17 protein-coding genes are annotated in these 12,858 nt (G+C 46.6%); 4 read left to right on the top strand and 13 right to left on the bottom strand.

Features of this window, described 5'->3' with window-relative positions:
- The 4 genes from JYB87_RS07660 to JYB87_RS07645 form a co-directional block, all read right to left on the bottom strand.
- A complete protein-coding gene (locus tag JYB87_RS07660) occupies positions 1-453 on the bottom strand; it encodes an Hsp20 family protein (protein WP_207356277.1) in 453 nt (150 codons plus the stop codon).
- A 317-nt stretch (positions 454-770) separates the two neighbouring features.
- On the bottom strand, positions 771-977 hold the full coding sequence (locus tag JYB87_RS07655) for a DUF1289 domain-containing protein (RefSeq protein WP_228729971.1): 207 nt from the start codon (positions 975-977) through the stop codon (positions 771-773).
- A gap of 10 nt (positions 978-987) precedes the next feature.
- Positions 988-1,326 carry a 5-carboxymethyl-2-hydroxymuconate Delta-isomerase gene (locus JYB87_RS07650; protein ID WP_207356275.1) on the bottom strand — a complete coding sequence of 113 codons (339 nt, stop codon included), beginning with the start codon at positions 1,324-1,326 and terminating at the stop codon, positions 988-990.
- A gap of 9 nt (positions 1,327-1,335) precedes the next feature.
- On the bottom strand, positions 1,336-2,037 hold the full coding sequence (locus tag JYB87_RS07645) for a DUF445 domain-containing protein (protein ID WP_207356274.1): 702 nt from the start codon (positions 2,035-2,037) through the stop codon (positions 1,336-1,338).
- A gap of 184 nt (positions 2,038-2,221) precedes the next feature.
- On the opposite strand from JYB87_RS07645, the gene JYB87_RS07640 reads away from it, so the two are divergent.
- Entirely contained in the window at positions 2,222-2,620 is a 399-nt protein-coding gene (locus JYB87_RS07640) for a VOC family protein (RefSeq protein ID WP_207356273.1), read from the top strand.
- Between the two features lie 99 nt (positions 2,621-2,719).
- Positions 2,720-3,151, top strand: a complete 432-nt coding sequence (locus JYB87_RS07635; RefSeq protein WP_207356272.1) for a hypothetical protein — start codon at positions 2,720-2,722, stop codon at positions 3,149-3,151.
- A 102-nt stretch (positions 3,152-3,253) separates the two neighbouring features.
- Here the strand turns inward: JYB87_RS07635 and JYB87_RS07630 are convergent, their stop codons facing one another.
- The 3 genes from JYB87_RS07630 to JYB87_RS07620 form a co-directional block, all read right to left on the bottom strand.
- Entirely contained in the window at positions 3,254-3,463 is a 210-nt protein-coding gene (locus tag JYB87_RS07630; RefSeq protein WP_207356271.1) for a cold-shock protein, read from the bottom strand.
- Between the two features lie 241 nt (positions 3,464-3,704).
- On the bottom strand, positions 3,705-4,508 hold the full coding sequence (rlmA, locus tag JYB87_RS07625) for a 23S rRNA (guanine(745)-N(1))-methyltransferase (protein ID WP_207356270.1): 804 nt from the start codon (positions 4,506-4,508) through the stop codon (positions 3,705-3,707).
- Between the two features lie 14 nt (positions 4,509-4,522).
- The gene (locus JYB87_RS07620) at positions 4,523-5,329 is read right to left on the bottom strand and encodes a hypothetical protein (RefSeq protein WP_207356269.1); all 807 of its coding nucleotides are present in this window, start codon (positions 5,327-5,329) and stop codon (positions 4,523-4,525) included.
- A 160-nt stretch (positions 5,330-5,489) separates the two neighbouring features.
- Between JYB87_RS07620 and sbcB the strand changes: the two genes are divergently transcribed.
- Both sbcB and cdd read left to right on the top strand, forming a co-directional pair.
- Positions 5,490-6,923: an exodeoxyribonuclease I gene (sbcB, locus tag JYB87_RS07615; protein ID WP_228729970.1), complete on the top strand. Its 1,434-nt coding sequence runs from the start codon at positions 5,490-5,492 to the stop codon at positions 6,921-6,923.
- 39 nt (positions 6,924-6,962) lie between these two features.
- Entirely contained in the window at positions 6,963-7,856 is an 894-nt protein-coding gene (gene cdd / locus JYB87_RS07610) for a cytidine deaminase (RefSeq protein WP_207356268.1), read from the top strand.
- Positions 7,857-7,911: 55 nt separating this feature from the next.
- Here the strand turns inward: cdd and JYB87_RS07605 are convergent, their stop codons facing one another.
- From JYB87_RS07605 to fabG, 6 genes are all read right to left on the bottom strand, one after another.
- Complete coding sequence (locus tag JYB87_RS07605; RefSeq protein ID WP_207356267.1) at positions 7,912-8,790, bottom strand: NAD(P)-dependent oxidoreductase; 879 nt, start codon at positions 8,788-8,790, stop codon at positions 7,912-7,914.
- A gap of 79 nt (positions 8,791-8,869) precedes the next feature.
- A complete protein-coding gene (locus JYB87_RS07600; RefSeq protein ID WP_207356266.1) occupies positions 8,870-9,349 on the bottom strand; it encodes an acyl-CoA thioesterase in 480 nt (159 codons plus the stop codon).
- Positions 9,350-9,564: 215 nt separating this feature from the next.
- Complete coding sequence (locus JYB87_RS07595; protein WP_207356265.1) at positions 9,565-10,161, bottom strand: HutD/Ves family protein; 597 nt, start codon at positions 10,159-10,161, stop codon at positions 9,565-9,567.
- Between the two features lie 152 nt (positions 10,162-10,313).
- The gene (gene fabF / locus JYB87_RS07590; RefSeq protein WP_207356264.1) at positions 10,314-11,552 is read right to left on the bottom strand and encodes a beta-ketoacyl-ACP synthase II; all 1,239 of its coding nucleotides are present in this window, start codon (positions 11,550-11,552) and stop codon (positions 10,314-10,316) included.
- Positions 11,553-11,708: 156 nt separating this feature from the next.
- Positions 11,709-11,942: an acyl carrier protein gene (gene acpP / locus JYB87_RS07585; protein WP_037440015.1), complete on the bottom strand. Its 234-nt coding sequence runs from the start codon at positions 11,940-11,942 to the stop codon at positions 11,709-11,711.
- Between the two features lie 164 nt (positions 11,943-12,106).
- Complete coding sequence (gene fabG / locus JYB87_RS07580) at positions 12,107-12,853, bottom strand: 3-oxoacyl-ACP reductase FabG (RefSeq protein WP_207356263.1); 747 nt, start codon at positions 12,851-12,853, stop codon at positions 12,107-12,109.
- Positions 12,854-12,858: the final 5 nt, after the last annotated feature.

Here is a 12,858-nt window from a genome sequence, read left to right as displayed (position 1 = left end):
TTATTCGCTTTGCAGTTCGGCTTCCAATACTTTACCTGAGCCGATCTCAATTTTGCGAGGTTTCATCGCCTCGGGAATTTCACGCACTAAGTCGATATTCAACAAGCCGTTTTCGAGATGGGCGCCCGATACAGTGACGTAGTCAGCCAACTGGAATGTACGCTCAAATCCGCGTTCGGCAATGCCTTGATACAGGTATTGACGCTCCGGTTGTTGCTCAGCTTTAGTGCCTTTTACCACCAGTTTTTCACCTTCGCTGGTGATCTCCAACTCTTCCATGGCAAACCCTGCAACCGCCATAGTGATGCGATATTGGTTGTCACCGAGAAGTTCGATGTTGTACGGAGGGTAGCCTGCATTACCATTGTTGGCGGCAGCATTTTCTGCCATACGAGCCAGACGATCAAAACCAATGGCACTGCGATAAAGTGGAGTTAAATCATAATTACGCATACTCATATCCTCGTAAGCAATATGTAAAATTTTCCGGGCCGAAGTTTCGCACCCTAGTTGAGATATGACCGCCCAATGGCACGGTCTTTTGGATTTGTGGTAGCGCTCTTCGCTGCCACAATAATTAGATGGGGTAACTAATTTTGTTTTCAAGGGAGACGGAGTTAACTGGTTATTATTTAATCAGCAATAAATTATCAAACTGCCTGATAGTGATAAAATCTAGAACTTTTAAGATATGCCGCAATAGTTAACACTGATTCAAGGTCTAACTGGTGAGTAAAAACAATTAATTCGGTGTAACACTCGACGATGAGCTACTCGCCAGTCGAAAATTTGCGTTGTGACAATCGTAGGCGACTGTTACGCAAGATAGTGAGTTTTTCTGCGTTTGAAGCATCATGCCAATCACGGATCTCCGTTAGGCTGCGACCGCAGCCTAAACAGATATCATTGTCGTCCAAACAGCAGTTGCGCACACAAGGCGAACGGCAATCTTGGTCGGAATAATCCAAAGACTTCACGTGTGAAAGCCTACTTTTTGCGATAGCTTTCGCTGGCGAGGTCGGTCGTCTCAACCGATAAGCCGCCAACCGCAGGCGCAAAGGCATTAACCGCATCAAACAGGGTTTGAGTCAGCAGTTGTTGCTGCTCCAAGGTACGGCCTGGCAACATCCGCACATTGATATGAATAAAACTGTCAATTTTGCCGGTGCCTAAGGTGAAATGATGACACTGATGCGCCCTGCTTTTAACTGCATCTGGATTAAACAGTCCAGTCGCAATCGCAGCTTTGTGCGCCGTTTGAACCAATTCAGCAATATCCAGTTCATCCGCAACATTGGCTGAATACTCGATGATCACATGAGGCATAAGCACTCCTTACAGTTGTTGAATAATACCGCTGACCAAACCAATCAAACCACCAAACACGCCGCCCCATACTACTAGCCATCCGAGGTGCTCGCGGATCATCCGCTGCACAATATCTTTAACCAGTTTAGGGGTTAATTCTGCTAGACGTTGGTCAACGATAAGTTGGATTTGCTCACGCATGTTCGCCATTACATTTGGCTGTTCAAGTTGCTGGCGCAATAGTCCAGCAAACTCCTCGCCATCGGCAATGTCTCGTAGCGAATCCTGCATTTTTTCAATGAATGGCTGCTTTAACGGCGTCAAGGCATCAGCACCACCAAACATGGCCAACATGCTCCCCAATGAGGATTGGGCCACTGTCGCCACCAGCGCGTCAAAGGCGGGCGCTAAATCAATTTTGCTGAGTAAGGCGGCCACATCTAGCTTTGGCGCCGCATTTTTATTGCGAATGAATTTATCGATGTTTTCTAGAGAGAAAAATTGTTCCATCATCATGGTGCTAATGGCAGATTTAAACGCTTCAAATCGCGCGGGGATAACACCAGAGCCATAAAGCCCGGGAACACGTTCAAACAACATATACACCGCTAACCAGTTTGTTATCGCACCAGATAACGCAAATAACCCCACACTCAAACAGATAGCACTGTCGACGACGATCCCAATCACTAACACCACAAACGCGATTAGGTTAGTTACTAAGCTCATATTGACACAATGGGACGCAGATTTGACTTGGGACAACGCAGATACTCCTCCAATAAAACGCCATGGCAATGTTAGCAATGAGATTATTGTCGTCAACATAAGCCTGTCATTTTACCGAGTTTTTATTCGAGCAGGATAACAGTGAACTACACTCAATACAGTTATCATCTAACGGGAAGTTGCTATGGTCTCACCGTTTAATACCCACGGTAGTTTAAGCTGGCATGAACTCACTTGTACTAATCCAGCGGAAGCGATTAGGTTCTACAGCAAGGTGTTTGGCTGGAACTTCAGCACCCTTGAACTGCCCCATGGACATTACTATTTGATTGAGAACGAAGGTGTAAACATTGGAGGCATTACTGAAAGCCTCACCCCTGAAATGCCGAGTACTTGGACAGGCTACATCACAGTAAATGATGTTGACGAAGTCGCCATCAACGCCAAGTCACTGGGCGGTGAAATTATTTACGGTCCGGAAGATATTCCTAAAATTGGCCGTTTTTGTTGGATAAAAGATCCTACTGGCGCGGTCATTGCGGCCATTTCCTACTCGACTGTTGCAATGGCAGATGACAGCTAACTAGTCAGCTTGCGGATAATCAGGTACAACTAGAGCATTACCATTAATGGCTTAGACTACATGGTCCAAGCCGCAATCATAGCAAAGTGAACTCATACCGTGCCAAACCGCATTAAACTGACGGCGCTTGTTGCCGCTGTAATTGCTCTCAGCAGTTGTTCAAGCCAACCAGATCCGATTGACCTTGGTCCTATCGAGCAAGATTTTGCTACACAAATTTTAGCGGATGGCACTAAGCTTTTTCGCTATACCGTGTTGCGGCCAGCCGCCATGGGTAAAGCGATGTCGCCCAACCAACACTCAAGTGAGCCCAAAGCAATAGATCGTCGTCAACGCATGACTAAAGACGCCGAAAATCCGTTGGAAGCACAGTTGATTACCCTGCTTGAGCAAGCGTTAAAAAAGTCAGCTTACTGTCATGATCAATATTTTGAGTTGTCGCGCGTGGTTCTAAGAGACCGTGCCGAAATTAGAGGCGAATGCCATGAAGGGGCAACCGCAGAAGACAGGAAAAATTTTCCCAATAACTAACGCAACTAATTAATTTAAAATTAATTTGCCAATAACGTTCTATTTTAAAAAGACAATAAAAAACGCGGAGCATTTGCTCCGCGTTTTCAGAAATTTTGCCTATTAGCCGATAATTTGAACGTTTTCAGCTTGAGGACCTTTCTGGCCTTGAGTCACAGTGAAGCTAACTTTTTGACCTTCGTCCAAAGTTTTGAAACCATCAGCAACGATAGCACGGAAGTGAACGAAAACGTCTGGACCCGCTTCTTGAGCGATGAAACCAAAACCTTTGTCAGAGTTAAACCACTTAACAACACCAGTTACTTGAGACATAGTCTATATCCTGTAAATAAAACAATACGTAAAGCCTTTGCGGCGGTGGAGCTGAAAATGCCGGTATTACTTATGTTTACAGGACGACCCAGTCGAATTGAATACATAAAAATAAGCCCAACTTTCAAGCTGACCTGACTATAAATCATTCCAAAAATAAGTCAACAAACTTCACTCTATCAGCGCTATTTTGAGGGGAATTTAATCCGAATAATTTATTGCAATTCGACTTTGTGTTTATTTAACGACTTTTTTTAAAAATCTCGATGTTAAAATCTATTTCGCAAATTAATCCCGCTTGTTTTAACTCGTTTTTTTGCTGTTCAGAAAACTTCCACGCATAAGGTGTCATTTGCAAAAATGCGGCACAAATTTCGCCTGCAGGCAGTGTCATGTTCCATTGCAACCGCTCTTGATGGATTTTGTTGAATCCAACGAGTTGAGTGTCGCGCTCTGGATGCAATCTGGGCTCATCGTAAATCAGCTTTTTCACCGCAAAATGATGCTTCGGCCCAGCACTTACATTGATAAAGATGCCATTCTCTTTGCACACCCGCGCAATCTGTTGGTCACTCCCTGGGGCAAAGATACGCAGAATGAGGTCAAATTCATCGTCAGCGAGCGGCAAATCAAACGCGCTTGCTACGGCAAATTGAATCTCCGCATAACGTTTCGCCGCATAACGCACCGCTGAGCGGGAAATGTCGATACCGACAAAGTCACCCTGAACTTGTTTGAAAAGCCTTGAACTGTAGTAGCCTTCTCCGCAACCAATATCCAGCGTAGCCGTTGGTTTTAAATCAAATTGCTGTACCAACGCGATTATCCGTTCAATTAACGGCTGGTAATGTCCGCTTTCCAAAAATAACCGCCGCGCGGCCATCATCTCTTTACTGTCACCCGGGTCTTTACTGTGCTTTTTATTAACAGGTAACAGATTGATGTAGCCCTCTTTCGCTACATCAAAGTGATGTCGATTGGCGCATTGCCAACTGCTGTTATGTGCATTCAATAACTGCTGACAGATAGGACATAGAAACTGCATGAAAAACCTTTTTATTAGCCTGACGCGGCGATATCGTCTTCGGCCATCATATTGTCTACTGATTTAAGTTCGTCTGACGCTAACATCTCGTATAACGCCAGCCGGCGCACCAGCTCAGTACCAGATTCACCATTCGCACTGCTGGCCCAATTAGGCCGCTCTAATTGATGACAGTATTGCCGAAATAACCAAGTACGTTTGCTCTCTAACTGCCGTTGCAACCTTAGTACGGAATTCAAAGGCTCTGCGGCCTGCCCTAAACCCAACCGAGCGACTAAATGATGCAAATTTTGCTCAGATTGCACCAATTCATTGAGTTCGCAGGCCATCAATTGAGGGTCGGCAGTATAATCTAATGTCCGCGCAAGTACAGTCTTCGCCATTATGACCTCTGCTGGTTCTAGCGCGAGATGTTGGTCATCTTCCAAATTAACTAACTCAAAGTTGGCCGTCTGCAAGCGAAACTGCAAGGCGGAAGTAGGAATCACATCAACGCAGACACCTTGTTCTAGCGCTGCAAGTGCCGAGATTTTGCGCCGATTAAGTGCATGATAAATACGAAGCCCTTGGCCATCGGTTCGACTCACATCACCTATGATGCTCATTGTCAGGGGTTGGATGTTTAGCTCAAACACAGACTGAACTCTCAGCCTTAGCTGCTGATGCGGCGACACGGCGCTGACCACAATCAACTCACATAAAGGTTGGTTCAGCGATTCAAGTAAAAGTAACCGACTGATATGAGGTTTAGCTTTAAACGTAATTCTGCAAGGTGATGGGATATCGACTGGCTGAGTCTTGGTAAGACAATAACTGAACATGCTATTCCATTAACAATACATAATATTGTACATAGCACCACAATCATCTATGAATCACCTTGCGTTGGATCATAACTTACTAACTGAATCTATTAACAAATTTAAATTCACCATTTCTACGCCAGCATCCGCCAAAAATGTTAAGATGAGCCAAATTCTGATGACTTCCCCTGTGATTATGACGCAAGCGCCCAACACAGCGACCATATTTTGGCACGACTACGAAACTTTCGGGGCAAACCCCGCCCAAGATCGCCCAGCACAGTTTGCGGGTATCCGTACCGATCTTGACTTAAATATTGTGGGCGAGCCTGAGACATTTTACTGCCGCATCGCACCGGATTACCTGCCTGCACCAGAGGCCATCTTCGTCACGGGTATCACGCCGCAATTAGCCAACAGTAAAGGGTTACCTGAGACTGAATTCATGGGGCGTATCCAACACATTTTCAGCCAACCCAATACTTGTGTAGCTGGGTACAATTCGCTGCGTTTCGATGATGAAGTCACCCGCTATGGCTTTTATCGCAACTTTATCGATCCTTATGCGCGAGAATGGCAGCAAGGCAACTCTCGCTGGGACATTATCGATTTAGTCCGAGCTTGTTATGCGTTACGGCCTGACGGGATTAATTGGCCAACGCGTGAAGACGGCGCACCGAGTTTTAAGTTGGAGCATCTCACCGCAGCCAATGGCCTCGGCCATGAAAAAGCCCACGATGCGATGTCAGACGTCTATGCCACTATTTCGTTAGCGCGCCTGATTAAACAGCAACAGCCGCGCCTGTTTGACTATTATTTTTCACTGCGTAAAAAGCAGAAAGCGGCAGAATTCATCGATGTACTGAATATGACGCCGCTGGTGCATGTCAGCTCTAAATTGCCCGCAAGCCAAGGTTGCATCAGTCTGGTTGCGCCGCTGGCGTATCATCCGACCAACAAAAACGCCATTATCTGCGTGAATTTAGCCATGGATGTCCAACCGCTACTCGATCTGGATGTCGAACAACTGCGAGAGCGGATGTACACCGCCCGAGCCGATCTCGCCGATGATGAATTGCCTGTTGGCATTAAGCTGATTCACTTGAATAAATGTCCGTTTATCGCACCGGCGAAAACATTTAGCGATGAACGCGCAGCCGCATTGGGGTTTGATAAAGATTTTGCGCGCACCCAATTCAAAAAGTTAAAAAATGCCGCCTATGTGCGTCAAAAGCTCAATGCGCTGTTTGAAAGCGAAAGCTTCAAAGAGATTGCTGATCCAGACCTTATGCTTTACTCAGGGGGATTTTTCTCGCCTGCAGATAAAGCAAAAATGGAGATGATTCGTAACACCGCGCCACAAAATTTAGCAGCGCTCGAACTTTCATTTGACGATGTGCGTCTGCCTGAGATGCTGTTTCGCTATCGCGCGCGCAACTACCCTGCCACTCTCAGCGATAGTGAAAATCGACGCTGGCATGAATTCTGTCAACATAGATTAAATGACCCTGACTATGTGTTGCATCTCGAAAACCTGCTGGAAGAAACTGCTGAAAATGAGGGCAAACAGAAGCTTTTGAAAGCCTTGGTACTTTACCTCCAATCGCTTTAGTCGCATCATGCTTACCCAATTCCGCTCGGATAAACAAAGATGCAAGACAGATTTATCAAGCAGATAAGCCAACTCCCGGCCGACTTAGCGGCCGAGTTGGTTCCTATGTTAAATCGCCATTTCTCGGGTCATTTTGATCCGCAGCAGGTCGCACAGCTTATGGCGGCCTCAGGCTTAAGCAAGTCTGAACTCATGTTTCATTTGCTGCAGATCGCCAAGCAGTTGTCATTAGCGCCTATTAGCCAGTTTCATGTGGGGGCAATCGCTGAGGGCAATCGGGGGGACCTCTACATGGGCGCTAACCTAGAACTGCAAGGACGCGCGCTCTGTCATTCGGTACACGCTGAACAACATGCGATTAGCCATGCTTGGCTTAACGGTGAAACTGGGATCAAAGATATTTGGATTAACGCCACACCTTGTGGTCACTGCCGTCAGTTTATCAATGAGATCGAGGGTGGTGCTCAGGTGAATATCCATTTACCTAATACAGCAGTAAAAACCCTCGCTGAATATCTGCCAAATGCCTTTGGACCTGCCGATCTAGGTGTTGCGGCACCGCTGATGCAGAAGCAGCAGCACACGCTATATTGCGACGATCAAAGTGATCCCTTGATTATCGAGGCCTTGGATCATGCTAGCTTAAGTTACGCACCTTATAGCGCTAACCACAGTGCTGTGGTTTTAGAGTTATACGATGGCCAAACCTACTCAGGCCGCTATGCCGAAAATGCGGCATTTAATCCTTCCATGATGCCGATGCAGATGGCGCTTGCCAATTTGGTTCGCCACAACCATGGCTTTGATGAAATTAAACGAGCAGTGTTGTTAGAGTCTTCGGCTGGTGCATTGTCACTCATCGACGTGAGCAGCGATGCCTTACAAGCAATTTCGGCCGTGCCACTCGAGCATATTGTGGCTGAGGCGATTTAGTCTTCAAAAAACAAAAAACGCAGATGAGTCTGCGTTTTTTCCGTTAATCAACCCGTTATTTTTGTTGGCACTTTTTCTGACGCGCCATCAAACTCGATGTATCCCAACGGTTGCCACCCATCGCTTGCACTTCTGCATAAAACTGATCGACCAATGATGTCAGAGGTAAGGTTGAGCCATTGCGGCGCGCTTCGTTTAATGCGATGCCTAAATCTTTGCGCATCCAATCCACTGCGAAACCAAAATCGTAGCTGTCTTGCAGCATAGTTTTGTAACGGTTTTCCATCTGCCAGCTTTGTGCCGCACCTTTACTGATGACTTGCACCACCTTTTCGCCGTCCAGGCCGGCATTTTGAGCAAAACTTAACGCCTCAGCCAAACCTTGCACGATCCCCGCGATACAGATCTGATTCACCATTTTGGTCAATTGCCCAGCACCGCTATCACCCATTAACACGGCGCTTTTCGCATAAGCATCAATAATTGGCTTAACCTTGGCAAACACCTCAGCGTCCCCACCGGCCATCACAGTTAATACGCCATTTTCCGCGCCCGCTTGACCGCCAGACACAGGTGCATCGATAAATGCAATCTGCTTGGCGGCTAATGCTTCAGCTAACTCTCGGGCAACATCAGCTGATGCCGTGGTGTGGTCAACGAACACTGTACCTGCCGCCATACCATGAACCGCACCTTGTTCGCCGATAACCACTTGACGTAAATCGTCATCATTACCCACGCAGCAAAAAACGACGTCTTGGCCTTTTGCGGCTTCGGCTGGCGTTGCGCAAAATTTTCCACCAAATTTTGCTGCCCACGCTTCTGCCTTTGCTGTCGTACGGTTATAAACCGTCACTTCGTGCCCATGCTTCAATAGGTGACCCGCCATCGGGAAGCCCATGACACCTAGTCCTAAAAATGCAACCTTAGCCATCAAAAGTCCTTACGAATTGAGTAAAAACAAAAGAGGCATTTGTCTGCAACAAACGCCTCGATTCAAGTAACTGTCTGAGTTAGAGATGAACGTGAGCTTCCATCTCAGCGCCGATTTTTTTGCGCATTTCCATCAGCTTAAGTGCCGAATCGCGCAGTTGAATATCACGCTCAGTGGTCGGCACCCACTCAGGTACCTCGGTTGGTGCGCCATTTTCATCCACGGCCACCATAATCACGATACAATGAGTGGTTAATTGGCGCTCACAGAATTTAGGATCACACGCCTTAACATCAATGCCAATGTGCATAGAGGTTTTGCCAGTGTAGATAACTTTAGCGTTCACTTCGACAATGTTGCCGACTAAAATCGGCTTAACAAATCGAATGCCACCGGCATAAGCAGTAATACAATATTTACCACTCCAACCTGCAGCACAGGCGTAGGCTGCCAAGTCGATCCACTTCATCACTGCGCCACCGTGAACCTTACCGCCAAAGTTCACGTCCGCAGGTTCTGCTAGAAATCGAAGCGTAATTTCTCTTTCCGTACCGGCCATTTGTATCCTCTCATCAACTGCGCAGGCTGATAACACTGCACTTTAGCCTTGAGTGTATTCGAAAACATCCCTCAAGGAAATGATTAAGCTAATTTTAACCAATCGATACAAAGTGATATGTGCGATAGAAAATTTAAATCAGCATTGAGCTGTATTTGGCGTCATGTGACTCACTACCACTGATGGCAGCGATTGCCCGCACCCAATAGCATTAGCTACTCAGCCACCTTCATCGCCAAACTCACCACTGCGACTATGGCGCTAGAATGGGTACTCAATTGAAGCACCAATGACTGCTGTTCAGCATCGATTTTTACCGCATCCCACGTTGACAATGCCTGATTAGTCAACGCTGTTTGCAGCTTAACATCACCTTTGCCCACCAATATAAAATGGGTATGGTTTGCCGCCAGTTCAAGCGTTTTTTCTGGGGCAATGGTTTGCCAAATCAGTGTGGCAGAAACTAGCTGAGGATCGTAAATAACATTGAAATCAAAAATCCCGCCATCAACTAAACGACATTCAGTGTTCGCAGCTCCATCGAATGTGAAGGGATGAAATTCGGTAATCGCCTCAGAAACTAGCCCATTGACTGTTAGCACCATTCCTTTGCCTGCAAGCACAGAAATGATGCGCTGATACCCGGTGAACAGTGAAAAAGGGCCATCTTCAGCAACAGTCGCAATCGACAAACGCCAAATAAACTGCTGCGTTGCTGGATCAAGCTGTTTGGCAATCTCTTCGGTAACACCTAAGCCATTTTTCCAAGGTACTCGTTGATAGCCACTACGCGGCAAGTAGGTCATTCGCATCAGATAACTTCCACTAAACTCGTTGAAAACGATGTGATTCTTATATGTCTAGACAATATCACATTCAATCTGGCTTTCGTGGATTAGCGGCAAAAAAATAGCGAGCCCAAGGCTCGCTATTCGATTCATTTAATCAGCGTTAGCTGTGGTCATTATACCTTTTTCAACAGCAATGAGCCGTTGGTGCCACCAAAGCCAAAGGAGTTACACAGCGCATATTCCATGTTCACTTGGCGTGCGGTGTGCGGCACAAAGTCCAAATCGCAACCTTCGTCTGGATTATCCAAGTTGATTGTTGGCGGAACTTCTTGGTTTTGCAACGCCAGTGCAGTGAAGATTGTTTCTACCGCACCGGCTGCGCCAAGTAAGTGGCCAGTCATCGACTTGGTCGAACTTACCATCACTTTATGAGCGGCCGCGCCGAAGATAGACTTCACAGCTGCAGCTTCGGCTTTATCACCTGCTGGTGTAGAAGTACCATGAGCGTTGATATAACCCACTTGTTCAGCATTCAACCCACCGTCACGCAAAGCGTTGGCCATGGCTGCGGCTGCACCTTTGCCATCGGCTGGCGGTGAAGTCATGTGGAATGCATCGCCACTCATGCCGAAACCGACCAACTCAGCATAGATTTTAGCGCCACGAGCTTTGGCGTGTTCGTATTCTTCAACGACCATCACACCCGCGCCATCACCGATAACAAACCCATCACGGTCTTTGTCCCACGGACGGCTGGCTTTAGTTGGCTCGTCATTGCGAGTAGACAGCGCTTTAGCCGCACCAAAGCCGCCCACACCCAATGGGCAAGTAACATCTTCTGCACCGCCTGCCACCATCACATCGGCATCGCCATACGCGATAGTACGGGCAGCAAAACCAATGTTATGCACACCGGTAGTACAAGCTGTGGTGACCGCGAAGTTAGGGCCAGTCATGCCGTACATAATCGACAGGTGACCTGCAATCATGTTGATAATGGTACTCGGCACAAAGAAAGGACTGATTTTACGCGGGCCGCCATTGAGCAAAGCGCTGTGGTTTTGTTCGATGAGCCACATACCGCCCATACCCGCGCCGATAGCTGTACCTACGCGTGATGGATCTTCTTTTTCCATATCCAAGCCTGAGTCTTTTACAGCTTGAATACTGGCAGCCATACCATACTGGATGAACAGATCCATTTTACGAGCATCTTTTTTGCTCAGATACTGTTCAACATCGAAGTCTTTTACGGAGCCGCTAAAACGGGTGGTAAATTCGCTAGCATCAAATTTGGTGATAGGCGCGATGCCGCTTTGGCCGGCCAGCAATGCCTTCCAAGTGCTATCAACATCGTTACCGACTGGAGTTACTAGGCCTAAGCCAGTGATCACTACTCGACGTTTAGTCACGTTAGTCACCTATTTAGTAGAGGAAACCTGCGACAACAGCTTGAGAATTCAAACAGAGAATCGCTGATAAAGCTGATGACGGGGGAAACACTATAAACATAGTGGTGCAAACAAAAACAGGCGGCAAATCTGCCGCCTGTTTTCTAGAATTCAGTATTACTGATTTTTTGAAACGTAATCGATCGCTGCTTGAACAGTAGTGATCTTTTCAGCTTCTTCATCAGGAATTTCGGTGTCAAACTCTTCTTCCAGAGCCATAACCAACTCAACGGTGTCCAGAGAATCTGCACCCAGGTCGTCTACGAAAGAAGCAGATGCTTTAACGTCTTCTTCTTTAACGCCCAGCTGCTCAACGATGATTTTCTTTACACGTTCTTCGATGTTGCTCATTAGTTTTCTTTCCTATTCAAATTACGCACTTGCGTAAGATTGCGAGTAGTTTATTAGATTCGACCAACATTGCAAGTCCAGTTTTCGTGGTCTAACCACGATTTTAGACTCCAATGGCTTGGGATTAAACAAAAATCCTGACTATTTTTAGCGTCAATCAGTTATTAAACCATATACATGCCACCGTTTACATGCAAGGTTTCCCCTGTGATGTAAGCAGCAGAATCAGATGCTAAAAACAGTACTGCACTAGCGATCTCTTGTGCCTGACCCAAGCGTTCCATTGGCACTTGCGACATAATTGCTTTTTGCTGATCTTCTGTCAGCTCATCAGTCATATCAGTTTGGATAAAGCCTGGTGCGATAGCATTCACAGTAATTTGGCGTGACGCTACTTCACGAGCAAGTGATTTAGTAAAACCAATCAAACCTGCTTTAGCTGCTGCGTAGTTTACTTGACCGGCATTGCCCATAGTACCTACGACAGAACCAATACTGATAATACGGCCATGACGCTTCTTCATCATCGCACGCAATACAGGTTTTGATAAGCGGAAAAGAGACGTCAAGTTAGTGTCGATAATATCTTGCCACTCTTCGTCTTTCATGCGCATCAACAGGTTATCGCGAGTGATACCAGCGTTGTTCACTAGAATATCAATATCGCCAGCTTTTTCCTTGATCGACTTAAACAAATTTTCGATAGATTCAGGATCTGTGACGTTCAGCACTAACCCAGCACCACTCTCACCTAAGTAGGCAGAGATAGCTTCAGCGCCTTTTTCACTGGTGGCTGTACCAAACACAGTTGCGCCGGCGGCGGCCAAAGTGGTTGCGATTGATTTACCGATACCACGGCTGGCACCAGTAACTAAGGCAACTTTACCCGTCAAATCGATGGCAAAACTCATGTAAA

The organism is Shewanella avicenniae (assembly GCF_017354945.1).
In the GTDB taxonomy this organism is placed as follows: domain Bacteria; phylum Pseudomonadota; class Gammaproteobacteria; order Enterobacterales; family Shewanellaceae; genus Shewanella; species Shewanella avicenniae.
Note: the sequence above shows the minus strand (reverse complement) of the source record. Positions and strands in the feature narration are given on the sequence as shown.